At 69.1% G+C, this 24748-nt stretch carries 18 protein-coding genes; 10 read left to right on the top strand and 8 right to left on the bottom strand.

Annotated features, from left to right (window positions below; genetic code table 11):
* Positions 1–42 precede the first annotated feature (42 nt).
* Positions 43–1299: an MFS transporter gene (locus tag AB7878_RS06820; RefSeq protein WP_369493640.1), complete on the top strand. Its 1257-nt coding sequence runs from the start codon at positions 43–45 to the stop codon at positions 1297–1299.
* 34 nt (positions 1300–1333) lie between these two features.
* The gene (locus AB7878_RS06825; RefSeq protein ID WP_369493641.1) at positions 1334–2251 is read left to right on the top strand and encodes an arginine deiminase-related protein; all 918 of its coding nucleotides are present in this window, start codon (positions 1334–1336) and stop codon (positions 2249–2251) included.
* Between the two features lie 35 nt (positions 2252–2286).
* Here the strand turns inward: AB7878_RS06825 and AB7878_RS06830 are convergent, their stop codons facing one another.
* Entirely contained in the window at positions 2287–2580 is a 294-nt protein-coding gene (locus AB7878_RS06830) for a hypothetical protein (protein ID WP_369493642.1), read from the bottom strand.
* Between the two features lie 320 nt (positions 2581–2900).
* Here AB7878_RS06830 and AB7878_RS06835 point away from each other — a divergent pair, with 320 nt between their 5' ends.
* The 3 genes from AB7878_RS06835 (at position 2901) to AB7878_RS06845 (ending at position 5639) form a co-directional block, all read left to right on the top strand.
* Complete coding sequence (locus tag AB7878_RS06835) at positions 2901–3572, top strand: glutathione S-transferase family protein (protein ID WP_369493643.1); 672 nt, start codon at positions 2901–2903, stop codon at positions 3570–3572.
* Positions 3573–3647: 75 nt separating this feature from the next.
* A complete protein-coding gene (locus tag AB7878_RS06840) occupies positions 3648–3965 on the top strand; it encodes a hypothetical protein (RefSeq protein ID WP_369493644.1) in 318 nt (105 codons plus the stop codon).
* Between the two features lie 66 nt (positions 3966–4031).
* Positions 4032–5639: an MFS transporter gene (locus tag AB7878_RS06845; protein WP_369493645.1), complete on the top strand. Its 1608-nt coding sequence runs from the start codon at positions 4032–4034 to the stop codon at positions 5637–5639.
* Positions 5640–5754: 115 nt separating this feature from the next.
* Here AB7878_RS06845 and aceE read toward each other — a convergent pair whose 3' ends face one another.
* From aceE to rsgA, 4 genes are all read right to left on the bottom strand, one after another.
* Positions 5755–8451 (bottom strand): pyruvate dehydrogenase (acetyl-transferring), homodimeric type, encoded by a 2697-nt coding sequence (gene aceE / locus AB7878_RS06850; RefSeq protein ID WP_369493646.1) that lies wholly within the window; start codon positions 8449–8451, stop codon positions 5755–5757.
* Positions 8452–8860: 409 nt separating this feature from the next.
* Positions 8861–11137 carry an NADP-dependent malic enzyme gene (locus AB7878_RS06855; RefSeq protein ID WP_369493647.1) on the bottom strand — a complete coding sequence of 759 codons (2277 nt, stop codon included), beginning with the start codon at positions 11135–11137 and terminating at the stop codon, positions 8861–8863.
* Positions 11138–11214: 77 nt separating this feature from the next.
* Positions 11215–12483, bottom strand: a complete 1269-nt coding sequence (locus tag AB7878_RS06860) for a peptidase MATCAP family protein (RefSeq protein ID WP_369493648.1) — start codon at positions 12481–12483, stop codon at positions 11215–11217.
* Between the two features lie 109 nt (positions 12484–12592).
* A complete protein-coding gene (rsgA, locus tag AB7878_RS06865) occupies positions 12593–13648 on the bottom strand; it encodes a ribosome small subunit-dependent GTPase A (RefSeq protein ID WP_369493649.1) in 1056 nt (351 codons plus the stop codon).
* A gap of 151 nt (positions 13649–13799) precedes the next feature.
* Here rsgA and AB7878_RS06870 point away from each other — a divergent pair, with 151 nt between their 5' ends.
* Positions 13800–15044: an aminotransferase class I/II-fold pyridoxal phosphate-dependent enzyme gene (locus AB7878_RS06870; protein ID WP_369493650.1), complete on the top strand. Its 1245-nt coding sequence runs from the start codon at positions 13800–13802 to the stop codon at positions 15042–15044.
* A 33-nt stretch (positions 15045–15077) separates the two neighbouring features.
* On the opposite strand, the gene mpl is transcribed toward AB7878_RS06870, so the two are convergent.
* Together mpl and AB7878_RS06880 are read right to left on the bottom strand one after the other, a co-directional pair.
* The gene (mpl, locus tag AB7878_RS06875) at positions 15078–16484 is read right to left on the bottom strand and encodes a UDP-N-acetylmuramate:L-alanyl-gamma-D-glutamyl-meso-diaminopimelate ligase (protein ID WP_369493651.1); all 1407 of its coding nucleotides are present in this window, start codon (positions 16482–16484) and stop codon (positions 15078–15080) included.
* A 155-nt stretch (positions 16485–16639) separates the two neighbouring features.
* Positions 16640–17224 carry an adenylate kinase gene (locus AB7878_RS06880; RefSeq protein WP_369493652.1) on the bottom strand — a complete coding sequence of 195 codons (585 nt, stop codon included), beginning with the start codon at positions 17222–17224 and terminating at the stop codon, positions 16640–16642.
* A 155-nt stretch (positions 17225–17379) separates the two neighbouring features.
* Between AB7878_RS06880 and AB7878_RS06885 the strand changes: the two genes are divergently transcribed.
* Positions 17380–18657, top strand: a complete 1278-nt coding sequence (locus AB7878_RS06885) for a 6-phosphofructokinase (protein WP_369493653.1) — start codon at positions 17380–17382, stop codon at positions 18655–18657.
* A 43-nt stretch (positions 18658–18700) separates the two neighbouring features.
* Here the strand turns inward: AB7878_RS06885 and AB7878_RS06890 are convergent, their stop codons facing one another.
* Complete coding sequence (locus tag AB7878_RS06890; protein ID WP_369493654.1) at positions 18701–19519, bottom strand: isocitrate lyase/PEP mutase family protein; 819 nt, start codon at positions 19517–19519, stop codon at positions 18701–18703.
* Between the two features lie 185 nt (positions 19520–19704).
* Here AB7878_RS06890 and AB7878_RS06895 point away from each other — a divergent pair, with 185 nt between their 5' ends.
* The 3 genes from AB7878_RS06895 to AB7878_RS06905 all read left to right on the top strand — a co-directional run bounded on the left by AB7878_RS06895 (position 19705) and on the right by AB7878_RS06905 (position 24704).
* The gene (locus AB7878_RS06895; protein WP_369493655.1) at positions 19705–20073 is read left to right on the top strand and encodes an RcnB family protein; all 369 of its coding nucleotides are present in this window, start codon (positions 19705–19707) and stop codon (positions 20071–20073) included.
* Between the two features lie 154 nt (positions 20074–20227).
* Positions 20228–22285 carry a sodium-translocating pyrophosphatase gene (locus tag AB7878_RS06900; protein WP_369493656.1) on the top strand — a complete coding sequence of 686 codons (2058 nt, stop codon included), beginning with the start codon at positions 20228–20230 and terminating at the stop codon, positions 22283–22285.
* 289 nt (positions 22286–22574) lie between these two features.
* Complete coding sequence (locus tag AB7878_RS06905; RefSeq protein ID WP_439653773.1) at positions 22575–24704, top strand: prolyl oligopeptidase family serine peptidase; 2130 nt, start codon at positions 22575–22577, stop codon at positions 24702–24704.
* Positions 24705–24748: the final 44 nt, after the last annotated feature.

Below are 24748 nucleotides of genomic sequence, written 5' to 3' on the forward strand. Positions count from 1 at the left end.
GATGGGCCGGTTAAACTGGCGGTTTCCCGCCCTGCACGATCCATGTCCCCACAGCCCGATTCGCCGCTGCGCCACCGCGCCTTCGTGCAGTTCTGGTGCGCACGTGTCGCCTCCGGCTTCGGCTTCCAGATGCTGTCGGTGGCGGTGGGCTGGCAGATCTACGCGATCACCGGGCGCGCCTTCGACCTCGGCCTGATCGGACTGGTGCAGTTCATCCCCTCGGTGCTGCTGGCGCTGCCGGCGGGGCACGTGGCCGACCAGTATGAGCGCCGGCGCGTGGTGCTGATCGGGCAGGTCGTGGAATGGACGGCCATCGTGCTGCTGGCCGTGCTGACCTTGACCCATCGCATCCACGAGACCGGCATCCTCGCGCTGGTGTTCGCGATCGGCGTGGCCAAGGCGTTCGAATCGCCCTCGATGCAGTCGCTGCTGCCGGCACTGGTGCCGCCGGCGATCCTGCCGCGCGCGGTGGCGGTGAGCGGTTCGGCGTTCCAGATGGCGATGATCCTCGGCCCCGCGGTGGGCGGCCTGCTCTACGTGGCGGGGCCGGGCGTGGTGTATCTCAGTGCCGCCGCGCTGTACCTGGTCGCCGCCACGATGATGGCGCTGCTGCGCTACGAGCAGACGCCGCCGAAGCGCGAGCCGGCCACGCTGAAGTCGCTGTTCGCCGGCGTGCACTTCATCCGCGAGCGCAAGGACGTGCTGGGCGTGATCTCGCTGGACCTGTTCGCGGTGCTGCTGGGCGGCGCCACCGCGCTGCTGCCGATCTTCGCGCGCGACATCCTGCACACCGGCCCGTGGGGCCTGGGTCTGCTGCGTGCGGCGCCCGCGGTGGGTGCACTGCTGATGTCGCTGTGGCTGGCGAAGCACGACCTGCAACGCCGCGTGGGCATGACCATGTTCGCTTCCGTGGCCGGCTTCGGCGTGGCGACCCTGGTGTTCGCCGTCTCCAGCGCGCTGTGGCTGTCGCTGGCCGCGCTGTTCGCGCTGGGCGCGTTCGACATGGTGAGCATGGTGATCCGCGGCTCGCTGGTGCAGCTGGACACGCCCGACGCGATGCGCGGCCGGGTCAACGCGGTGAACTCCATCTTCATCAACACCTCCAACCAGCTCGGCGAATTCGAGTCGGGCATGCTCGCCGCCTGGCTGGGCGCGGTGGGTTCCGCGGTGGTCGGCGGCATCGGCACGCTGCTGGTGGTGGGTGCGTGGATGGCGATGTTCCCCGGCCTGCGCCGACGCCAGCAGCTGCACGTGGAACCCACGCCGGATGCCACGGAAGCGGCAGCCGATACACTTTGAGAACGCCCCTCGCACCATCTCGCCGGACTTGCCCGTGATCGTCGCGACACCGACCGACTTCCTCGACGCCTTCGCCACGCTCGCGCCCCTGCCCAGCGCCACTGCCACCGCGCGCGGAGCGTTCCTCGTGGCGCCGGCGGATTTCTCGCTGGCGGCGGAATCGGCGCGCGACAATCGCTACATGGCGATGGAGCAATCCGTCGACCCACTGCGCGCGCTGGCCCAGCATCAGGCGCTGGCGCAAGCCCTGCGCGCGGACGTGCCCGTGATCGTGTTCCCCGGCGATGCGACCACGCCCGATGCGGTGTTCCCGAACAACGTGTTCGGCACCGCGCCGGACACGCTGGTAGTGGGCCGCATGCGCCATGCCGTGCGCCAGCGCGAGGCGGAACGCACCGACATCCGCGCCTTCTTCGGCGAGCTGCTGGGCTACGACGAGATCGACCTGTCCGGCTGCGACAACCTGGTCGCCGAGCTCACCGGCTCGCTGGTGATCGACCGCGCCCGCGGCATCGGCTACTGCGGCCTGAGCGAACGCTGCGACCTCGCCGGCGCCGAGGCGATGCACCGGGCGTTCGGCCTGCGCCTCACCTACGCCTTCGAGCTGGCGCCAGGCGAGTACCACACCAACGTGGTGTTCGCCCTGCTCGCCGGCCGCGCGGCGATTCTCGCCGCCGACGGCTTCGCCGATCCGGCGGTGCCGCAGGCGATCGCGCAGGCCTATGGCAACCGTGCGCTGTGGCTCTCGCCCGCGCAGAAGCAGGCCTACGCCGCCAACGCGATCACACTAAGCGAGGATCGCGTGTGGATGAGCGCCGTGGCCGCCGCCTCGCTCACCGGCGAGCAGCGCGACGCGCTGGCCGGCTGGGGCTTCCGCCTCGGCACGGTGGATCTCTCCGAGATCGAGAAGGCCGGCGGCAGCCTGCGCTGTTGCGTGGGTGAGATCTACTGAACGTCCGCATCGCTTGGCTCGACGATGTCGACGGCTCAGCGCTTGGCCAGCGTGCGCGGCAGAGCCTGCGCTTTGGCCGGCACCGGCGCCGCGACGACCCGGACGTAGCCGACCCCGGGACGGCATTCGTGACGCGCGTAATCGAGCACGCGCTGGCGCAGCTCAAAGACCTCGCCGAGGTTGTGCTGGTCGAACACGCGCACGACGTCAGCTGCCTTCGGCAGGTGGTCGGCCGGGCACGCAATGATGAGGCTGGTGGGCTCGCCGGCCAACGCGGGGCCGGCGCAGGGCAACAGGGCGATGGCAAGGGTGCAGAGCAGGGTTTTCATGGCATGGCCTCCTTGGCTGGCGGAAACGGGCCACTGCGACGCAGCGGCAGGTGTAGTCTTCCCGCCCTGCCCCGGCAGGTCTTGAGGGTTTGACGAGCCGGGCGCGAGGGAATGCTTGGAGAATGCTTGGGCCGCCTTGGGTATGCGCGCCAACCGTTGATCGGGCGGCGGAGGCGACTTCGGGCCGGAGCCGGTCATGAGCGGCGACGAAACATCCGACCGAGTCCGTTTCGACGCGACCGGGATCGACCCGACGGCCATCGGCTGCGCTTCGACGGTGCCGAGCTGCCGGACAAATTCCGTTCAAACAGGAGCGCCGCGTGATCGTCGTCCACCACTTGAACAACTCGCGCTCGCAGCGCGTGCTGTGGCTGCTGGAAGAACTCGGCCTGCCCTACGAACTCCGCCGCTACCAGCGCGATCCGAAGACGATGCTGGCGCCGCCGGAATTGCACGCGGTGCATCCGCTGGGCAAGTCGCCGGTGATCGAGGACGACGGGCTGGTGCTGGCCGAGTCCGGCGCCATCCTTGGCTACCTCGCCGACCGCTACGGCAGCGGCAGCCTGATTCCCGCTCACGGCACACCGCAGCGCCTGCGCTGCGACTACTGGCTGCATTACGCGGAAGGCTCGCTGATGCCGCCGCTGCTGCTGAAGCTGGTGTTCCGCCGCGTCGCAATGGCCCCCGCGCCGTTCTTCGTCAAGCCGGTGGCGCGCGGCATCGCCGGCAAGGTGCAGCGCGGCTTCGTCGATCCGCAGATCGCGCTGCATCTGGACTACCTCGAAGCCGAACTGGGCAAGAGTGCGTGGTTCGGCGGCGATGCGTTCGGCGTCGCCGACATCGCGCTGAGCTTTCCGCTGGAGGCCGCCGCCGCGCGCGCCGGCCTCGATGCCGGCCGGCCGCGGCTGTGGGCGCTCCTTGAACGCATCCATGCGCGCCCGGCGTACCAGCGCGCGCTGGAGCGCGGCGGCGAATACGCGCTCGCCGACTGAACGCCACGACGCGCCGTTTACACGCAGCTCACGCCGGCGCTGGCAGCGTGGTGCCGGTTCCTGCAGGAGTCCGTCATGAGTACCCGTCGCGACATCGAAGAACGCCTGGACGAGCTCGGCGACCGCGCGCGCCGCTACGCCGGTGACGCCGGCGATACCGCGCGCGGCTGGATCGCCCACGGGCGCAATGCGGCGGCGCGTTTCGATGGCGAGGGCTACCGGCGCCGGCTGGCCCGCGCGGCCGAAGACTTCGTCGACGAGACGAACTACCGCTACCGGCGACTCAGGCGCCAGGTGAACCGCCATCCGGTCGCCACCGTCGCGATCGTGGCCGGCACCATCGGCGCGTTCCTGCTGCTGCGCCGGGTGCTGCGCGACAGCGACGAGGACTGAGCAAGCGCGACTTCGCGCAGCGACGCCACTGCTAAGCTGGCGATCGTCATTCTTTCGACGGTCGCCATGTCCCAGGAACTGCGTTTCCATCATCCGCTCGCGTTCTGGCTGGGTTGCGTCGCGGTGGCGGCCGGCGTGCTGCTGCATCTGCCGATGTACCTGATGGCGGCGCCGATGCATTACCAGCTTGCCGGCATGCCGATGGACACCGGCATGCTCGTGGGCATGGTGCTGATCCCCGGTGGCGTGCTGCTGGCCGGCTACGGCCTGATGCCGCGACTGGCGCAGATGCGGCGCAACCGCCAGGAGCACGACAGCCAGCCACACCTGCACATCGCGGATCGCGCACCGCTGAATCGCGCGCACTGGATCCTCGCAGCAGCGCTGTCGGTGGCGCTGGCGATCGACGTGATGAAGCCGGCCTCGCTGGCTTTCGTGATGCCGGGCATGACCGCGGAATACGGCATCGGCATGACCACCGCGGGCTGGCTGGCGCTGTCGGCGCTCACCGGCACCGCGCTCGGTTCGGTGGTGTGGGGGCGGCTGGCCGACCGGTTCGGCCGTCGCGCCTCGATCCTGTTGTCGGCGCTGCTGTTCATGGGCACCGCGATCTGCGGCACGATGCCGGTATTCGGCTGGAACCTGGCGATGTGCTTCCTGATGGGCGCGGCGGCGGGCGGCATGTTGCCGATCGCGTTCACCCTGATGGCCGAGACCGTGCCGGCAGCCCACCGCGGCTGGCTGCTGGTGGCGCTGGGCGGGCTGGGCACCTCGGCGGGTTATCTCGCCGCCTCGGGCGCGGCCACCGCGCTGATGCCGTCCTTCAGCTGGCGCGCGCTGTGGCTGCTGAACCTGCCGACCGGCGCACTGATCGTGTTCATCAACCGCTACATTCCGGAGTCGCCGCGCTTCCTCGCCGATGCCGGCCTGCATGCGCAGGCGCGCGCCGTGCTGGCGCGCTTCGCCGGTTCGCCGGCGGCGCTGCGCGCGGATCCCACGGGCGTCGACAGCGATCCGCCGATCATGGAGGCCGAGCATCCCGCGGCCGACCTGCGCCAGTTGCTGCGCGGTCGGCATGCACGGCTCACGCTGGGGCTGGGCAGCTGCGGACTGGCCTGGGGCCTGGTGAATTTCGGCTTCCTGCTGTGGCTGCCGGCCAACCTGGCGCGGCTCGGGCTGGATGCGCAGGCCTCCAGCGCCTTGATCGCGCGTTCTGCGCTGCTGGCGGTGCCGGGCACGGCCGCGGTGGTGTGGCTGTATCAGCGCTGGAGCAGCTTCCGCACCCTGGTGCTGTTCATCGCGCTGACCGCGCTGGCGCTGCTCGCATTCTGTGCGATCGCGTTCACCGGCATGCGCGCCGAGGCCGTCATGGTCGCCGCCACGGCGGCGCTGCTGGTGAGCAGCGGCGGCGTGATCGCCACGATGATTCCGTACTCGGCGGAGATCTATCCCGTGCACCTGCGCGGCACCGGCTCGGGCCTGATCGCCGCCAGCTCGAAGTTCGGCGGCATCCTGGGCGCGGCGCTGGGCGTGCTGGGGCTGTTCTCGCACTTCGCGCTGTCGGCGCTGCTGATCGCGCTGCCGATGGCCGCCGCCGGCTGGCTGCTGGCGCGCCACGGGGTCGAGACGCGCGGGCATGCGCTGGAGGCGATCCAGCGCCGGCTATCCGAATGATCCCTTGGCGATCTCCGATGGTCGCCGGAATCAAACGGACGGCCATTCGTGGGCACACGCCCCAGACAAGAAAACCCGCCTCGCGGCGGGTTTTCTCTTGGTCATTGCGAACCGCTCACACCGTGATCGGGTTGGGCTTCTCCGGATCGAGCTTGTATTCCTTGATCGCGCGGGCCACGTCCTTGGCATTGACCTTGCCGTCCTTCGCCAGCGCGGCCAGCGCGGCGTGGGCGATCCAGTGGCGGTCCACCTCGAAGAACTCGCGCAGGTGCGCACGGGTGTCCGAGCGGCCGTAGCCGTCGGTGCCGAGCACGGTGTAGCGCATGCCGTCGGGCAGGAAGGCGCGGATCTGGTCGGCGTATTCGCGCACGTAGTCGGTGGCGGCGATCGCCGGGCCGCCGCGGCCTTCCAGCAGGCTGGCCACGTAGGGCACGCGCGGCTTGTCCTCGGGATGCAGGCGATTCCAGCGCTCGGCGTCGAAGCCGTCGCGGCGCAGCTCGATGAAGCTGGGGCAGGACCAGATGTCGGACTTCACGCCGAAGTCCTTGTCCAGCAGTTCGGCCGCCGCGATCACCTCGCGCAGGATGGTGCCGGAACCCAGCAGCTGCACGCGCGGCTCGCCCTTCTTGGGCTTGCCGCCGTCCTTGAACAGGTACATGCCCTTGATGATGCCCTCGGCGCTGCCCTCGGGCATGTCCGGATGAACGTAGTTCTCGTTCATCACGGTGACGTAGTAATAGTGGTCCTCCTGCTCCTGCATCATGCTGCGCACGCCGTCCTGCAGGATCACCGCCACTTCATAGGAGAAGGTGGGGTCGTACGCCTTCACGTTCGGGATCGTGCCGGCCATCAGGTGCGAGTGGCCGTCCTCGTGCTGCAGGCCCTCGCCGTTGAGCGTGGTGCGGCCGGCGGTGCCGCCGACCAGGAAGCCGCGCGCGCGCATGTCGCCGGAGGCCCAGCACAGGTCGCCGATGCGCTGGAAGCCGAACATCGAGTAGTAGATGAAGAACGGCAGCATCGCCTGGTTGCTGATGCTGTAGCTGGTGGCCGCCGCCATCCACGAAGCCATGCCGCCGGCTTCGCTGATGCCCTGCTGCAACACCTGGCCCTTCTGGTCCTCGCGGTAGTACAGCAGCTGGTCGGAATCCTGCGGGCGGTATTTCTGGCCGAACGGCGCGTAGATGCCGATCTGGCGGAACATGCCCTCCATGCCGAAGGTACGCGCCTCGTCGGCGACGATCGGCACCACGCGCTCGCCGAGCTGCTTGTCGCGCAGCAAGAGGTTCATCCCGCGCACCAGCGCCATCGTGGTGCTGATCTCGCGCTCGCCGGTGCCGGAGGTGATCTGCGCGAAGGCGGCCAGCTCGGGCGCCTTCAGCTTGGCCTCGGCCTTGCGGCGGCGCTGCGGCAGGAAGCCGCCCAGCGCGCGGCGGCGCTCCATCATGTATTCCACTTCCGGCGAGTTCTTGCCGGGGTGGTAGTACGGCACCTCGTGCAGCTTGTCGTCGGCGATCGGGATCTGGAAACGGTCGCGGAAATGCCGCACCGCCTCGTCGTCCAGCTTCTTCTGCTGGTGGGTGGGGTTCTGCGACTCGCCGGTGCCGATGCCCATGCCGTAGCCCTTCACCGTCTTGGCGAGGATCACCGTGGGCATGCCCTTGGTGGTCGACGCCGCGTGGTAGGCCGCGTAGACCTTGTGCGGGTCGTGGCCGCCGCGATTGAGGCGCCAGATGTCATCGTCGCTGAGGTTGGCGACCATCTCGCGCGTCTGCGGGTACTTGCCGAAGAAATGCTCGCGCGTGTACGCGCCGCCGAAGGCCTTGCAGGCCTGGTACTCGCCGTCGACGGTTTCCATCATCAGCTTGCGCAGCACGCCGTCCTTGTCGCGCGCGAGGAGCGGATCCCAGTAGGAACCCCAGATCACCTTGATCGCGTTCCAGCCGGCGCCGCGGAACACGCCTTCCAGCTCCTGGATGATCTTGCCGTTGCCGCGCACCGGACCGTCCAGGCGCTGCAGGTTGCAGTTGATCACGAACACCAGGTTGTCCAGGCCTTCGCGGCCGGCCAGCGCGATCGCACCGAGCGACTCCGGCTCGTCGGTCTCGCCGTCACCCAGGAAGCACCACACCTTGCGGTCGGTCTTCGGCACCAGCCCGCGGTTCTCCAGGTACTTGAAGAACTGCGCCTGGTAGATCGCCTGGATCGGGCCCAGGCCCATCGACACCGTGGGCACCTGCCAGTAGTCCGGCATCAGCCACGGGTGCGGGTAGGAGGTCAGCGAACGGCCGTGGCCGATCACGTCGGAACGGAAGAGGTCGAGCTGGTCTTCGGCAAAACGGCCTTCGAGGAAGGAGCGCGCGTAGATGCCGGGGCTGGAATGGCCCTGGTGGAACACCAGGTCGCCCGGATGATCGGCGCTGGGCGCGCGCCAGAAGTGGTTGAAGCCCACGTCGTACAGCGTGGCCGACGAGGCGAAACTCGCGATATGCCCGCCCAGCTCGCCCGGCTTGCGGTTCGCGCGCACCACCATCGCCATCGCGTTCCAGCGGATCAGCGAGCGGATGCGCCATTCCATCGCCGCGTCGCCCGGGCTCTTCGCCTCGTTGGCCGGCGCGATGGTGTTGACGTAGGCGGTGGTGGGATCGAACGGCAGGTAGCCGCCGGCACGGCGCGTCGAGTCGACCATCTGCTCCAGCAGGTAGTGCGCGCGCTCGGTGCCGTCATGGTTGATGACCGCGCTGAGCGAATCGATCCACTCGCGGGTTTCGGTGGGATCGAGATCCTGGTTGAGGACGTCGTCGAGCTGATCCATGGAAGATTCTCCGCTGCGCCGCGCGGCGCAGATGCCTGTAGGGGAAGCCGTCGCCGGGGAAGCGGCAGGCCGACGTCCAAGTCTAGCCTTCGCGGCACATCGCTGCCAGTTGGACGTCCGTCGATGGACGGCCATGCGGGGGCGCATGGGTGGGCCATTTTCTCCCTCTCCCTTCTGGGAAAAGGGCCGGGGTGAGGGGCAGGCTGGCGATGCAGGGGCAACGAAGCGCGCTCCTCTGCTGCGTTTGCGCGAGCACCCGCCCCTCACCTCAATCCTCTCCCCCAAAGGGGAGAGGAGGCGAACGCGGTGAGCGGGTTCGCTTGCCAAGCGCCTCGGGGCGAAGGAACGTCCGGCTTCGACGTCGACCTCATCCTTTGCCCGCGGCTAGCGCGCTGTCTTCGACAGCGCGCTAGCCGCGGGCGCGGATCTGCGCATCCACGGCGGCGACCGCGGTCATGTTGACCACGCGGCGCACGCTGGAGGCGGTGGTGAGGATGTGGGCCGGCTTGTCCACGCCCATCAGGATCGGCCCGATCGCCACGCCGTCGGTCATCACCCGCACCATGTTGTAGACGATGTTGGCGGCGTCGAGGTTGGGCAGCACGAACAGGTTCGCGCGCCCGCTCAGCGTGGTGCCCGGGAAGATGCGCCGACGCAGCACCTCGTCCCACGCGGTGTCGGCCTGCATCTCGCCGTCCATGTCCAGCTTCGGCGCGCGCGCCTTGAGGATCTCGCGCACCTTGCGCATCTTCACCGCACTGGGGTTGTCGTGGCTGCCGAAGTTGGAATGCGACAGCAGCGCCACCTTGGGTTCGACGCCGAACAGCTTCAGGCGATAGGAAGCCTGCAGGGTGGCCTCGGCGATCTGCTCGGCACCGGGGTCGAACTGCACGTGGGTGTCGAGGAAGAACCACGCGCCCTTGTCGTTGATCACGCCGGTCATCGCCGAGGTGCACTGCACGCCCGGGTCCAGCCCGAACACGCTGCGCAGGTAGCCGAGTTTCTTGTGGTAACGGCCGACCAGGCCGCAGATCATCGCGTCGGCCTCGCCGCGCTCCACCATCATCGCGGCGATCAGGGTGGGCCGCGAGCGCATCAGGTTCTTCGCCGCGTCCGGCGTCACGCCACGGCGCTCGGTCATCGCGTGGTACTGCTGCCAGTAGTCGTTGAAGCGCGGGTCGTCGTTGATGTTGGTGAGCTCGAAATCCACGCCGGGGCGCAGGCGCAGGCCGAGCCGCTCGATGCGCATCTCGATCACGTCGGGGCGGCCGATCAGGATCGGCTTGGCCAGCTTGTAGTCGACCACGCTCTGCACCGCGCGCAGCACGGTTTCCTCCTCGCCCTCGGCATAGACCACGCGCTTCGGATCGGCCTTGGCGCGGTCGTACACCGGTTTCATGATGAGGCCGGTGCGGTAGATGAACTGGCCGAGCTTCTCCTTGTACGCGTCCATGTCGGTGATGGGTCGCGTGGCCACGCCGGAATCCATCGCCGCCTGCGCCACCGCGGGCGCCAGCATCACCAGCAGACGCCGGTCGAACGGCCGCGGGATCAGGTAGTCGGCGCCGAAGGTGGGCACCTCGCCGCCGTAGGCGCTGCCGAGGTCAGAGGCTTCCATGCGAGCCAGCTCGGCAATCGCGCGCACGCAGGCGGTCTTCATCGCCTCGTTGATGACGGTGGCGCCCACGTCCAGCGCGCCGCGGAAGATGTACGGGAAGCACAGCGCGTTGTTGACCTGGTTCGGATAATCCGAACGGCCGGTGGCGATGATGCAGTCCGGGCGCACCCGCTTGGCGTCCTCCGGCAGGATCTCCGGGTTCGGGTTGGCCAGCGCCAGGATCACCGGCTTCGCGGCCATCGTGGCCACCATCTCCGGCTTCAGGATGCCGCCGGCGGAGAGACCCAGGAACACGTCGGCGCCGGCCACGATCTCGGCCAGCGTGCGCTTGTCGGTGTCGCGCGCATAGCGCGCCTTGTCCGGGTCCAAGTGGTCGCGGCCGGTGTAGATCACGCCCTCGCGGTCGAACGCGAGGATGTGTTCGGGCTTCACGCCCAGCGCCACCAGCATGTCGAGGCAGGCGATGCCGGCCGCGCCGGCGCCGGTGGTGGCGACCTTCACGTCCGCGATCTTCTTGCCCACCACTTCGAGCGCGTTGAGCACGGCGGCGCCCACGATGATCGCGGTGCCGTGCTGGTCGTCGTGGAACACCGGGATCTTCATGCGCTCGCGCAGCTTGCGCTCGACGATGAAGCACTCAGGCGCCTTGATGTCTTCGAGGTTGATGCCACCGAAGGTGGGTTCCATCGCGGCGATGATGTCGACCAGCTTGTCCGGGTCGCGCTCGGCCAGTTCGATGTCGAACACGTCCACGCCGGCGAACTTCTGGAACAGCACGCCCTTGCCTTCCATGACTGGTTTACCAGCGAGCGGGCCGATGTCGCCCAGACCCAGCACCGCGGTGCCGTTGGTGATTACCGCGACCAGGTTGCCGCGCGCGGTCATCTCGCTGGCCGCGTTCGGATCCTCGACGATCGCCTCGCAGGCGTAGGCCACACCCGGCGAATACGCCAGCGACAGGTCGCGCTGGGTCAGCAGTGGCGTGGTCGGGGCGACCTTGATCTTGCCCGGGCGCGGGTGACGGTGATACTCGAGCGCGGCGAGGCGCAGGTCTTCGGAGTTGGCCATGGGGGCTTTTCGTGGGGTTCAGGAGGCCGCGGTGCGGCCTGCGTCATGGTAGCACCGGGGCGCCAAGCCAGCTGCGGCTACACGCCCAGCGACAATTCGTCGGCATGCACCTTGCCCATGCGGATGCCGTTGACGAACACCGAGAACGCCAGCTTGCCAGCCAAACCATGCACGTGCTGCATCCACGGCGGCAGCCAGCGCGGCGGCGCGATCGCGCCGGATTCGAAATGCGGCTGCAGCGCCACCACGTCATGCAGGGTGAGCTTGCCGGCGAACAGGTGGCGCAGCATCTCCAGGCGCCGCTCTTTCAGCGCCCAGCGGAAGAAGGTGTGCACCGTGAGCAGGCCGCTGAGGTAGACGTTGTCCTTGGCGAACGCCGCGCCGCCGCCTGGCGGCACGCCGCGGAACACGCGCTGGGCGGAATGGAAGCTGTCCGCCGCGCTCTGCCCGTGTTCGACGAAAAACTTGTAGACCTCGACGAAGTCGGCGCCGGACAGCGCCATGTCGATCGCCAGGATGCGCAGGCTGATGCGCTTCAGCCGCGCGATGTCGATCGCGCCCGACATCAGCTCGGCGAACACCGCGAGACCTTCCTGGGTGGCGGTGACGCGCGGCGAGGTGCGTCCCAGCGAGGCCAGCAGCGGCTGGGCGCGGCCGTTCAGCGCGGTGAGCGTGTGCACCAGCGCCTCGTGCGCCAGCAACTGGTGGCGATCGTAGTCCGTGAAACTGGCGCCGCCGCGCAGGCGGATGCGGGTGGCGCCGGCGGCCGCCTTGGCGGTGAGCTCGGGGTCGACCTCCACCTTCACCGTGTCCGCGCCGAAGAAATCGTCCAGGGTTTTCGCCAGCTCGTCGCGCAGCGTCTCGGCACTGATGCCCTCGCGGGCGTCGTCGGCGAGCAGGTCGGCGCCCAATTCGTCCGACAGCTCCACGAAATAGCGCGCCGCATCGAGGTTGCTGCGCTGGCTGCCGGGAAGCGCGTCACCGGGCCGGCCGTACAGCGCGATCGACGGTGCGCTGACCCCGGCGGTGCCCACCGCCTCCAGCATCTCCGCCGCGATGCGCCAGGACTCGGCGGTACGCGCGAGGTAATCGCCCAGCGGATCGCCGCCCAGCGCCGTCGCCTCGCGTTCGATCGCCGCCAGCTCGGCGCGCGCGGCAGCGAGATCGGGCCTCTGGTACTGCACCGTGGGCAAGGCGAAGCGGCCCGCTGCGTAGTCCGCGATCATGCGGTTTTCCAGCGAGGCCGGCCACGCCACCGTGGGCAGGATGCGGATGCCCTTCGCCGCGGCCAGCAGGCGCTGGTCGAGCGCGGCGACGGGTTGCAGGGCGGGGGCGATGCTGTTCATGCCGACATCCTTTCGGCGTCGACGGTCACACCATCGTCAGAACGAAACATCCAGCCGTCATTCCGGCGCAGGCCGGAATGACGAGCAGCTAGGCCGGATCGCAAGTGCATCATTCCCGTTCCCGCCGACCGCGCGGCGCGTGCGGCCGCTCGATCGGCCGGCCGCCGCGCTGGCGGCGCAGCTTCGCCTCCAGCGTACTGGCCTGCTCCTCGCGCTCGTCGCGCAGCTTGAGGTAGTTGCGCCAGCGCTCGGGCGACAGTTCGCCACTGTCGAGCGCGGCCTGCACCGCGCAGCCCGGTTCGCTGCCGTGGCCGCAGTCGGCGAAGCGGCAGGCCTCGGCCAGCTCCTCGATGTCAGCGAACAGGTCGAGGTTCTCCTCGCCGGTGAGTTTCAGCTCGCGCATGCCGGGGGTGTCGATCAGGCAGCCACCGGTGGGCAGTTGCAGCAGCGCGCGATGCGTGGTGGTGTGGCGGCCGCGGCTGTCGTGGTGACGCACCGCACTGGTGGCCATCTTGTCGATGCCGAGCAAGGTGTTGGTGAGCGTGGACTTGCCGGCGCCGGAGGAGCCCACCAGCACCGCGCTGTCGCCGGATTGCAGGTAGGGCGCGAGCAGCGCCGCGCTGGCTGCGTCCTTGCCGTTGATCGCATGGACGGCGGTGCCGGGCGCCAGCCGCGCGTGCAGTTCGGCTATGCGTTCGCGGGCGTCGTCGTGCAGATCGGGCTTGCTCAAGAGCACCACCGGCCGCGCGCCGGAATCCTCGATCAGCGAGAGGTAGCGCTCGATGCGCGCGGGGTTGTAGTCGCCGTCCAGCCCGGTGAGCACCAGCACGTAGTCGATGTTGGTGGCGATGATCTGCCGCGCGTAGCGTTCACCCGCGGCAGCGCGCGACAGCACGCTGCGCCGCGGCAGCACGGCGACGATGTGCGGCGGCTGGCCGGGCTCGATCTCCACGAAATCGCCTACTGCCGGCCGCTCGGCCGGATCGAGGCTGCGCTTCAGGAACTGCCCCGCCGGCTGCGCGCCGAAACTGCGTTCGCCGTCGTGCAGCTCGTAGCCGGTGCGGTGTTGCGCCACCACCCGCGCCAGCCGCCGACCGGTCGCCGGCAAGGCCTTGCCGCGCCAGCCGATGCGCCGCAGCCGTTCAGTCGTTTCGGCATCGCTCATGTGTGGTGGACTTCCGCTGATCGGGCGATTATGCCCTGCCCCGGAAATGCCCGCCTACTGCCTTTCCGGCGACTCGCGCTGCAGCGCAGCATGCTGCTAGCATCGGCGGCAATCCGGCCACGTGCCGGCCCAGAACCCGAGGATTCCGGCGTTGGCTTCGATCAGACCCAGCACGCATCTGGCGGACGTGCGTTACGAGATCCGCGGCGCACTCACCCGGCGCGCCCGCGAGCTGGAGGCCGCCGGCCGCGACATCATCAAGCTCAACATCGGCAACCCCGGCCGCTACGGCTTCCAGACGCCGGCGCACCTGCGCGAGGCGATCGCCGCCCACCTGCCCGAAAGCGAGGCCTACGGCCACGAGCAGGGCCTGGAAGCGGCCCGCGAGGCGATCGCCGCGCAGCAGCGCGCCCGCGGCGCCCGTGGCGTGGAGGTGGAGCGCATCTTCATCGGCAATGGCGTCAGCGAACTGATCGACCTGTCGCTGCGCGCCCTGCTGCAGCCGGGCGACGAGGTGCTGCTGCCCAGCCCCGACTACCCGCTGTGGAGCGCCGCCACCATCTTGAACGGTGGCAAGCCGCGCTACTACCGCTGCCTCGCCGAGCACGGCCACCTGCCCGATCCCGACGAGATCGAGGCGCTGGTGACGCCGCGCACCCGCGCGCTGGTGCTGATCAACCCGAACAACCCCACCGGCGCGGTCTACCCGCGCGCGCTGCTGGAGCGCATCGTGGCGGTGGCCGCGCACCACGGCCTGCTGCTGCTGGCCGACGAGATCTACGACGAGATCCTCTACGACGACGCGCCGTTCCAGCCACTGGCGGAAGTCGCCGGCCAGCTGCCCTGCGTGAGCCTCGGCGGCCTCAGCAAGGTGCACCGCGCCTGCGGCTACCGGGTGGGCTGGCTCTCGCTTTCCGGCGCCCCCGCGCGCAGCGCCGATTACCGCGACGCGCTGCAGTTGCTCGCCGCGTTGCGCCTGTGCGCGAACGTCACCGCGCAATGGGCGGTGATCCCGGCGCTCGCGGACGCCCCCACCATCACCGCGCTCACCGCACCGGGCGGACGGCTGCACGAGGCGCGCCAAGCCGTGCTCGACGGCGTGGCCGCCAGCGCGTTCCTCGACGTGGTGGCGCCCGCCGGCGCGCTGTACGCCTTCCCTCAGGTGCGCGCCGATCGCATGCCCGTATTCGACGACGAGGCCTTCGCGCTGCGCCTGCTCGAAGAGGAACAGGTGCTGGTGGTGCCCGGCACCAGCTTCAACGTGCCGTCCAGCCGCCACCTGCGCCTCACCCTGCTGCCGCAGCCGGTGCAGCTGCGCGAGGTGTTCGTGCGCATGGAACGGGTGCTGACGCGCATGGCGGCCGAACAGCCTCGCCGCGCCACGGCTGCCGCCTGATAGTGTGGCCCTCCCCGTTCGGGGAGGGTGGCGTCAGGCAAGCAACTCGACGAAGCGTCGCGGCGCGCCCTCGAAGCCGCCGTTGGACATGAACACCACGTGGTCGCCATGCCGAGCCTGCGCGCGCAGCGCCGCGAGCAGTGCATCGACGCCGGGCGCCGTGCTGCCGCGCCCCTGCAACGCGTCGGTGACGCGGTGCGCATCCCACGGCAACTCGGGCCGATGCAGGAACACCACCGCGTCGGCATCGGCCAGCGAGGGCGCCAGCGCTTCGGCATGCGCGCCGAGGCGCATCGAGTTCGAGCGCGGCTCCAGCGCCACCAGGATGCGCGCCTTGCCCACCTTCGCGCGCAGCCCGGCCAGCGTGGTGGCGATCGCGGTGGGGTGATGGGCGAAGTCGTCGTAGACGCGCACGCCACCTACCTCGCCCACCAGCTCCATGCGCCGCTTCACGCTCTCGAAGCTGGCGAAGGCCGGCAGCAAGGCATGCGGATCGGCACCGGCGGCTGTCGCCGCAGCGAGCGCGGCCAGCGCATTCATCACGCTGTGGTTGCCGAGCAACGACCAATGCACTTCGCCCAGAAGTTCGCCCTTGCGCAGCACGCGGAATGCGCTGCCGTCGGCTTCGATCAGCTCGGCCTGCCAGTCGCCGCGGCCGATGCCGAAGCTCTCCACCGGTGTCCAGCAGCCCATCGCCAGCACCTCGGCAAGGCGTTCGTCGTGCGCGTTGACGATCAGCCGGCCGTTGCCCGGCACGGTGCGCACCAGGTGGTGGAACTGGCGCTGGATCGCCGCCACGTCGGGGAAGATGTCCGCGTGGTCATATTCGAGGTTGTTGAGGATCGCGATGCGCGGGCGGTAATGCACGAACTTCGAGCGCTTGTCGAAGAACGCGGTGTCGTATTCGTCCGCTTCAATCACAAATGGTGAAAAACCGGGGTCAGAGTGGCCTTTCGCAAGCGAAAGGCCACTCTGACCCCGGTTTTTTCCTCCCAGCCGGGCCGACACGCCGAAATTGTCCGGCACGCCGCCGATCAGAAAACCCGGCGCCATACCCGCGCTGTCGAGCAGGTGCGCCAGCAGGCTGGTCGTGGTGGTCTTGCCGTGGGTGCCGGCCACCGCCAGCACCTCGCGCCCGGCCAGCACCGTCTCGCCCAGCCACTGCGGGCCGGAGACGTAGCGCAGCTGCGCGTCGAGCATGTATTCCACCGCGGGGTTGCCACGCGTCATCGCGTTGCCCACCACCACAAGATCCGGTGCGGGCTGCAGGTGTTCGGCCGCATAGCCGTCCATCAGCCGGATGCCCAGCGCTTCGAGCTGGGTGCTCATCGGCGGGTAGACGTTGGCGTCGGATCCTTCGACCTCATGCCCCAGTTCGCGCGCCAGCGCGGCCACGCCGCCCATGAAGGTGCCGCAGATGCCGAGGATGTGCAGACGCATGGTGCCGGGGTTCCTTCGAGCCAACTCCCCTCTCCCACCGGGAGAGGGGTTGGGGGGGGGAGGGTACGGGACTTGCGGGAAAACTCACGCAAGGCGAATCGAATCAAGAGCGCCCTCACCCCAACCCTCTCCCGCAAGCGGGAGAGGGAAAGCGATCAGCCGTTCGCGGCCGCCGATTCGGCCTTGAGCGCACGCTTCACCCGCGCGGTGACCTCGTCCAGCTCACCCACGCCATCGACCACCTGCAGCTTGCCGCGCTTGGCGTAGAAGTCCGCCACCGGCGCGGTCTGCTCGGCGTAGACCTTGAGGCGGTCGCGCACCACGGCCGGGTCGTCGTCCTTGCGGTGCTCGGCGGCGTAGCGGATCTCGCAGCGGCCGATGATCACCTCGTTCGGCACGTCCAGCTTCACCACCGCGTCCAGCGGCTGGCCGATGCGGGCCAGCAGGTGGTCGAGCGCGTCGGCCTGGGCGAGGTTGCGCGGGTAGCCGTCGAGGATGAAGCCGGCTTTCGCGTCGGCCTGGGCCAGGCGCTCTTCCAGCATCGCGAGCAGTATGTCGTCGGAGACCAGCTTGCCGGCGTCCATCACCGCCTTGGCCTTGAGGCCGGTGGGCGTACCCGCGGCCACGGCCGCACGCAGCATGTCGCCGGTGGAGATGTGCGGCACGCCCAGGTCGTTCTTCAGCCGGGTGGCCTGGGTGCCCTTGCCCGAACCGGGCGCACCGAGTAGCACGAGTCGCATATCGCTCCACAATGGCGGCGGACGGCCGCCGATTCCCTGGGAAATGGGTTTCACGGTAGCGTTTGGAGGCCATTGGCGTCAAACGAAAACCGCCGCGGCAGTACCGACATTCGTCGCATCGGCGCGATACTGGGCCCTCGTCCAGGGAGATGCCCATGCCGACCCGCCACGCCCCGCCCGGCCGCCTGCTCTACGCTCAGTCCGGCGGTGTCACTGCCGTGATCAACGCCACCGCCGCCGGCGTGATCGAGGCCGCCCGCGCCAAGGGCTTGCCGGCCTACGCCGCACGCAACGGCATCCTCGGCGCGTTGCGCGAGGAGCTGATCGATACCGGCAAGGAATCGAAGGCCGCGATCGCGGCCCTGCGCCATACCCCCGGCGGCGCGTTCGGCAGCTGCCGCTACAAGCTGAAGTCGCTGGAGGCGAATCGCGCGGAATACGAGCGGTTGATCGAGGTGTTCCGCGCCCACGACATCCGCTGGTTCCTCTACAACGGCGGCAACGATTCGGCCGACACCGCGCTCAAGCTCTCGCAGATCGGCAAGGCGCTGGGCTACGACATCCGCTGCATCGGCGTGCCGAAGACGGTGGACAACGACCTCGCCATCACCGACTGCTGCCCCGGCTTCGGCTCGGTGGCGAAGTACACCGCCGTCTCCACGCTGGAAGCCAGCCTCGACGTGGCCTCGATGGCCTCCACCTCGACCAAGGTGTTCATCCTCGAAGTGATGGGCCGCCACGCGGGCTGGATCGCCGCCGCCGCAGGCCTCGCCGGCGAAGGCGCGGATGCGCCGCCGCACCTGATCCTGTTCCCCGAGAACGTGTTCGACGAGGCCACGTTCCTCACCAAGGTGAAGGCCACCGTGGAGCGCGTGGGCTGGTGCACCGTGGTGGCTTCCGAGGGCATCCGCAATGCCGCGGGCCAGTTCCTCGCCGACGCCGGCACGCGCGACGCCTTCGGCCACGTGCAGCTCGGCGGCGTGGCGCCCACGCTGGCCACGCTAGTGAAGGGCCAGCTCGGCTACAAGGTGCATTGGGCGCTGCCCGATTACCTGCAGCGCTCGGCCCGCCACCTCGCCTCGAAAGTGGACGCCGAGCAGGCCTACGCCGTGGGCAAGGCTGCGGTGGACTGCGCGCTGGCCGGCATGAACGCGGTGATGCCGGTGATCGTGCGCACGTCCGACGCGCCCTACCGCTGGAAGATCGAGCCGGCGCCGCTGACGAAGATCGCAAACCGCGAGAAGAAGCTGCCGAAGGGTTTCATCCGCAAGGACGGCTTCGGCATCACCGCCGCCGCGCGGCGCTACCTCGCGCCGCTGATCGCCGGCGAAGCGCCGCCGCCCAACGGCAAGGATGGCCTGCCGGCCTACGTGCAACTGAAGAATCTGCCGGTGGCGAAGAAGCTGGCGGCGTGGTCACCGGGCAAACCCTGACGTCGCGCGGCGATGCCGGCACGGCAGACGCCGGACGCGGCGCTCAGAACAAGCCGTCGACCTGCGCGTGCGTGGCGTTGTCGGCAAAACCGTCGAAGCGCCCTTCGGCCAGACCACGTGCCGCGCGCAGGAAGCCGCCCCAGGCCGCGCCCGCCAGCGCGCCGCCCACGCTGATCCGGCGCACGCCGAGCTTCGCGAGCTCGGCCAGCGTGAACGGCGCGGCGTAGCCCACCAGCACGTTGACCGGCTTCGGCGCCACGGCGCGCACCACCGCCTCGATCTGCTCGGCGCTGCGCAGTCCCGGCGCGTACAGGCAATCCGCGCCCGCTTCGGTGTAGGCCTGCAGACGATGCAGTGATTCATCCAGCGGATCGGGATGGCCGACCAGGAAACACTCGGCGCGGCCGATCAGCATCACGTCCTGGCCCGAAGCGTCGATCGCCGCCCGTGCAGCGCGCATGCGCGCCACGGCCTCGTCGAGTTCGTACAGCGGCCGCGCGGCATCGCCGGTGGAATCCTCGATCGACAGGCCCGCCACGCCGGTGTCGACGCAGCGGCGCACGTTGTCCGCCAGCTCCTTGAGGTCGCGGGCGTGGCCGTCCTCGAAATCGGCGTTCACCGGCAGTTCGGTGGCCGCCACGATCGCGCGGCAGTGCGCGAGCACCGCCTCCACGCCCATCGCATTGTCGGCATGCGCCTGCGACCACGCGAAGCCCGAGCTGGTGGTCGCCAACGCCTTGAAGCCGAGCCCCTGCAAGGCCCGGGCAGAACCGGGATCCCAGGGGTTGGGAAGCATGAAGCAGCCGCGGGCATGCAGCTGGCGAAAGGCGGCGCGACGCGGCGCGAAGTCGGTGGGATGCATCCGCGCAGCCTACTACGCCATGCGCGGCCGCCATGCCGACCCGATCATCACTGCTGACACGCGGCCCACGCCGGGGCGACCGCTGACTGGCACCTGAAGTGGCATGTCGTCGACATATCTTTCGTTCAGACGCAATTTCATACGATCCATTCACGCCGTCAGTCGGCGCGACCGGAGGAACCGCGATGAAGACCTTGTACAGCCTGATGCTCGCCCTGCCCCTGCTCGCCGCCAGCGGCCTGGCGCTGGCCGATCGCGACCACGGCCGCGGCCATGATCGCGGTCACGACCGTCACGACCGCCACGGCTGGCAGGAGCGGCGCGGCCATGGACACCGCGACGATCGCCGCTACGTGGTCGTCCATCACCGCGACCACTACCGCCATTGGGAGCGCGGCCATCGCTACGGCGGCCCGATCTACGTGGTGCACGACTACGGCCACTACCGCCTGCGTCCGCCGCCGCACGGCTACGGCTGGGTGCGCGGCAGCAACAACGACTACCTGCTGGTCGCGCTCGCCACCGGCATCATCCTCGATATCGCCATGCGCTGAACCCGCGCCGTGACGACGAAGGCCGCGCAGCACTGCGCGGCCTTCGTGTTTCCGCAGGACGTTGCGCCGCACAACAGGATACGCGCCGGGCTCTGCCTATACTCCCCGTGACCGCCCGCTCCGGACGGCCATTACATCTCATGGGGAGGCTCCGATGCTGCAGCAGTATGGCTGGTGGATCGTGCTCGCGTGTGCAGTGGTGGCAGTGTTGTATGGCGCGATCTCCGCGCGTTGGGTACTGGCACAGTCGCCGGGCAATGCACGCATGCAGGAGATCGCCGCGGCGATCCAGGAGGGTGCCCGCGCGTATCTCAACCGCCAGTACGGCACGATCGCCCTGGTCGGCGTGGTGCTGTTCCTGCTGATCGGCTTCTTCCTTTCCTGGCCCACCGCGGTGGGCTTTTTGATCGGCGCGGTGCTGTCCGGCGCGGCCGGCTACATCGGCATGAACGTGTCGGTGCGCGCGAACGTGCGCACCGCCGAGGCGGCACGGCAAGGCCTGTCCGCCGCGATGAACGTGGCGTTCCGCGGCGGTGCGATCACCGGCATGCTGGTGGTGGGCCTGGCGCTGCTGGGCGTGGCCGGCTACTGGCTGATCCTCAACCGCAGCGGCATCACCAGCGAGCACGCGCTGCACGCGCTGGTGGGCCTGGCCTTCGGCAGCTCGTTGATCTCGATCTTCGCGCGCCTGGGTGGCGGCATCTTCACCAAGGGCGCGGACGTGGGCGCCGACCTGGTGGGCAAGGTCGAGGCCGGCATCCCCGAGGACGACCCGCGCAACCCCGCGGTGATCGCCGACAACGTAGGCGACAACGTGGGCGATTGCGCCGGCATGGCGGCCGACCTGTTCGAGACCTACGCGGTGACCGTGATCGCCACCATGCTGCTGGGCGGCCTCACCCTGAGCAACGCCGGTGCCGACGCGGTGCTGTACCCGCTGCTGCTGGGCGCGGTGTCGATCATCGCCTCGATCATCGGCACGCTGTTCGTGCGGGTGGGCGCGGGCGGCTCGATCATGGGCGCGCTGTACAAGGGCGTGATCGTCTCGGCGGTGCTGGCCGCGGCCGCGTTCTATCCGATCACCATGCAGCTGATGGCGAGCTTCGACGGCGGCGCACTGAACCTGTGGCTCTGTTCGCTGATCGGCCTGGCGCTGACCGGCGCGATCGTGTGGATCACCGAGTACTACACCGGCACCGACTACAAGCCGGTGCAACACATCGCGCAGGCCTCGACCACCGGCCACGGCACCAACATCATCGCGGGCCTGGGCATCTCGATGAAGGCCACCGCGTGGCCGGTGGTGGCGATCTGCGTGGCGATCTGGGGTGCGTTCGCACTGGGCGGCCTGTACGGCATCGCGATCGCGGCGACCGCGATGCTGTCGATGGCCGGCATGATCGTGGCGCTGGACGCCTACGGTCCGATCACCGACAACGCGGGCGGCATCGCCGAGATGGCCGATCTGCCGCCGGAAGTGCGCGGCGTCACCGACCCGCTGGACGCGGTGGGCAACACCACCAAGGCGGTGACCAAGGGCTACGCGATCGGTTCGGCCGCGTTGGCCGCACTGGTGCTGTTCGCCGACTACACGCACAACCTCGACGTGGCCGCCCAACAGAAGGCCGCCAACAGCGGCACCGTGGCGCAAGTGCTCACCTTCGACCTGTCCGACCACATGGTGATCATCGGCCTGCTGATCGGCGGCCTGATCCCGTATCTGTTCGGCGCGATGGCGATGGAGGCGGTGGGCCGCGCCGCGGGCGCGGTGGTGGAGGAAGTGCGCCGCCAGTTCCGCGACATCGCCGGCATCATGCAGGGCACCGGCAAGCCGCAGTACGACAAGGCGGTGGACATGCTCACCAAGTCGGCGATCCGCGAGATGATCGTGCCCTCGCTGCTGCCGGTGATCGTGCCGATCGTGGTCGGCCTGCTGCTGGGGCCGAAGGCGCTGGGCGGCGTGCTGATCGGCACCATCGTCACCGGCCTGTTCGTGGCGATCTCGATGACCACCGGCGGCGGCGCCTGGGACAACGCGAAGAAGTACATCGAGGACGGCCACCACGGCGGCAAGGGTTCGGAGGCGCACAAGGCCGCGGTCACCGGCGACACCGTGGGCGACCCGTACAAGGACACTGCCGGTCCCGCGGTGAACCCGCTGATCAAGATCATCAACATCGTGGCGCTGCTGATCATTCCGCTGCTGCACTGAGGCATACGTGCCACCAGGAAAGCCCCGCGCATGCGGGGCTTTCCTTTTTCGCCCCGTTCGTGGTGAGCGTCGCTTGCGCCAGCAAGTGCACGCGGGGAGGCGCCATGGATGGCGCCCGTTTTGGGGAGCGAGGAAGTCGACGCACCTGCCACACTGCCCTTCGACTCCGGCGCTACGCGCCTACGCTCAGGGCGAACGGAGTCAACGGCTCCACCCCTGACTTTGCTCACAGGCACGCACCTCACCGCGCGGTCACACTCGTGCCTTCGCCGCACACCAAGGAGCCCCCATGACTTCCAAGACCTCCCTCTGGCTGGCGCTTGTGCTGGGCATCACACTGGGCGGCATGAACATCGCCCATGCCGCCACCGACCAAGCCACCGCCAGCGACGATCCCTACCTGTGGCTGGAAGCCACCCACGGTGTGCGCGCGATGGACTGGGTGAAGCAGCAGAACGCGATCACCGAGAAGGACTTCGCCAGCACGCCCGCGTTCGAGCACACCCGCACGCAGATCCTCGAAGTGCTCGACTCCGATGCGCGCATCCCCTACGTGCGCCGCATGGGCGACTGGCTCTACAACTTCTGGCAGGACCAGGCGCACCCGCGCGGCCTCTGGCGCCGCACCACGCTGGCCGAATATCGCAAGGCCGACCCGAAGTGGGAGACCGTGCTGGACGTGGACGCGCTGAACAAGGCCGAGGGCAAGCGCTGGGTGTGGAAGGGCGCGCAATGCCTGAAGCCCGCCTACACGCGCTGCCTGCTCTCGCTGTCGCCCGACGGCGGCGACGCGGTGGCGGTACGCGAGTTCAACATCCCCACGAAGTCCTTCGTGCAAGGCGGCTTCGAGCTGCCGATCGCCAAGACCCAGGTCGGCTGGATCGATCAGGACCACCTCTACGTGGGCACCGACTTCGGTCCCGGTTCGATGACGGCGTCCAGCTATCCGCGCATCGCCAAGGAATGGACGCGCGGCATGCCGCTTGCCGCCGCCACCACGGTGCACGAGGGCAAGACCAGCGACCTCGCGGTGAGCGCCTTCCACGACCGCACGCCGGGCTACGAGCGCGACTTCGTGCAGGTCGCCACCGACTTCTTCCACAGCGAGACCTTCCTGCGCAAGGACGGCAAGCTGGTGAAGCTCGACATCCCCGACGACGCCAACGCCGACGCGCACCGCGAATGGCTGCTGGTGACGCTGCGCTCGCCGTGGACGGTGGACGGCGTCACCTACCCCAACGGTGCGCTGATCGCCATGAAATTCGACGACTTCATGGCCGGCAAGCGTGCGTTCACCGTGCTGTTCAAGCCCGATGCACACACCGCACTCTCCACGTACACATGGACGCAGCACCACCTGATCCTCGACGTGCTGGACGACGTCAAGAGCAAGCTGGAAGTGCTGACGCCCCCCGGAAATTCCGCAACCGCCGGTGACTGGCAGCGCGCCGCGATGCCCGGTGCGCCGGCGATGAGCACGGTCAGCGTGGTCGACACCGACCCCGACCGCAGCGACGAATACTGGCTCAGCGTCACCGGCTTCCTCACCCCGTCCTCGCTGGAACGCGGCGTGCTGGGCGAAGGCGCGGCCCGGACGATCAAGCACGAGCCGGCCTTCTTCGACGCCGCGAAGTTCGTCGTGAGCCAGCACTTCGTCACCTCGAAGGACGGCACCCGCGTGCCCTACTTCGAGATCGCGCCGAAGAACCTCAAGCTCGACGGCAAGAACCGCACCCTGCTCTACGGCTACGGCGGCTTCGAGGTTTCGCTGCAGCCGCACTACTCCGGCTCGATCGGTCGTGCCTGGCTGGATCGCGGCGGCGTCTACGTGATCGCGAACATCCGCGGCGGCGGCGAATACGGCCCCGCCTGGCACCAGGCCGCGCTGCAGGCGAACCGGCCCAAGGCCTACCAGGACTTCGCCGCGGTGGCCGAGGACCTGGTGAAGCGCGGCGTCACCTCCGCGCAGCACCTCGGCGCCGAGGGCGGCAGCAACGGCGGCCTGCTGATGGGCAACATGCTCACCCAGTACCCGCAGCTGTTCGGCGCGATCGCCTGCGAGGTGCCGCTGCTCGACATGAAGCGCTACATCCACCTCGACGCCGGCGCCTCGTGGATCGCCGAATACGGCAACCCCGACGACCCGAAGCAGTGGGCCTTCATCAAGACCTTCTCGCCCTACCAGAACCTGCACAAGGGCTCGCACTATCCGCCGGTGCTGTTCTACACCACCACCAGCGACGACCGCGTGGGCCCGGCGCAGGCGCGCAAGATGGCCGCGAGGATGGAGGGCATGGACATCCCGAACGTGTGGTTCTACGAGAACCTGGAAGGCGGCCACGGTGCCGGCGCGGACAACAAGCAGTCCGCGCACATGCACGCGATGGTGTACGACTTCCTGTGGAGCAAGCTGCAGTAAGACGCTGAGCTTTGCCGTGCGCGTGGGCCGGCCTTGTGCCGGCC

Source organism: Rhodanobacter humi (genome assembly GCF_041107455.1).
Classification (GTDB): Bacteria; Pseudomonadota; Gammaproteobacteria; order Xanthomonadales; family Rhodanobacteraceae; genus Rhodanobacter_A.

Excerpts from the sequence above, each read along its gene's own strand:
- AB7878_RS06890 (WP_369493654.1), bottom strand. The coding sequence starts at position 19,519 with ATGCATCCCACCGACTTCGCGCCGCGTCGCGCCGCCTTTCGCCAGCTG.
- AB7878_RS06900 (WP_369493656.1), top strand. The coding sequence starts at position 20,228 with ATGCTGCAGCAGTATGGCTGGTGGATCGTGCTCGCGTGTGCAGTGGTG.
- mpl (WP_369493651.1), bottom strand. The coding sequence starts at position 16,484 with ATGCGTCTGCACATCCTCGGCATCTGCGGCACCTTCATGGGCGGCGTG.
- AB7878_RS06885 (WP_369493653.1), top strand. The coding sequence starts at position 17,380 with ATGCCGACCCGCCACGCCCCGCCCGGCCGCCTGCTCTACGCTCAGTCC.
- AB7878_RS06880 (WP_369493652.1), bottom strand. The coding sequence starts at position 17,224 with ATGCGACTCGTGCTACTCGGTGCGCCCGGTTCGGGCAAGGGCACCCAG.
- AB7878_RS06895 (WP_369493655.1), top strand. The coding sequence starts at position 19,705 with ATGAAGACCTTGTACAGCCTGATGCTCGCCCTGCCCCTGCTCGCCGCC.
- AB7878_RS06905 (WP_439653773.1), top strand. The coding sequence starts at position 22,575 with ATGACTTCCAAGACCTCCCTCTGGCTGGCGCTTGTGCTGGGCATCACA.
- AB7878_RS06820 (WP_369493640.1), top strand. The coding sequence starts at position 43 with ATGTCCCCACAGCCCGATTCGCCGCTGCGCCACCGCGCCTTCGTGCAG.
- AB7878_RS06855 (WP_369493647.1), bottom strand. The coding sequence starts at position 11,137 with ATGGCCAACTCCGAAGACCTGCGCCTCGCCGCGCTCGAGTATCACCGT.
- AB7878_RS06860 (WP_369493648.1), bottom strand. The coding sequence starts at position 12,483 with ATGAACAGCATCGCCCCCGCCCTGCAACCCGTCGCCGCGCTCGACCAG.
- AB7878_RS06840 (WP_369493644.1), top strand. The coding sequence starts at position 3,648 with ATGAGTACCCGTCGCGACATCGAAGAACGCCTGGACGAGCTCGGCGAC.
- AB7878_RS06830 (WP_369493642.1), bottom strand. The coding sequence starts at position 2,580 with ATGAAAACCCTGCTCTGCACCCTTGCCATCGCCCTGTTGCCCTGCGCC.
- aceE (WP_369493646.1), bottom strand. The coding sequence starts at position 8,451 with ATGGATCAGCTCGACGACGTCCTCAACCAGGATCTCGATCCCACCGAA.
- AB7878_RS06845 (WP_369493645.1), top strand. The coding sequence starts at position 4,032 with ATGTCCCAGGAACTGCGTTTCCATCATCCGCTCGCGTTCTGGCTGGGT.
- rsgA (WP_369493649.1), bottom strand. The coding sequence starts at position 13,648 with ATGAGCGATGCCGAAACGACTGAACGGCTGCGGCGCATCGGCTGGCGC.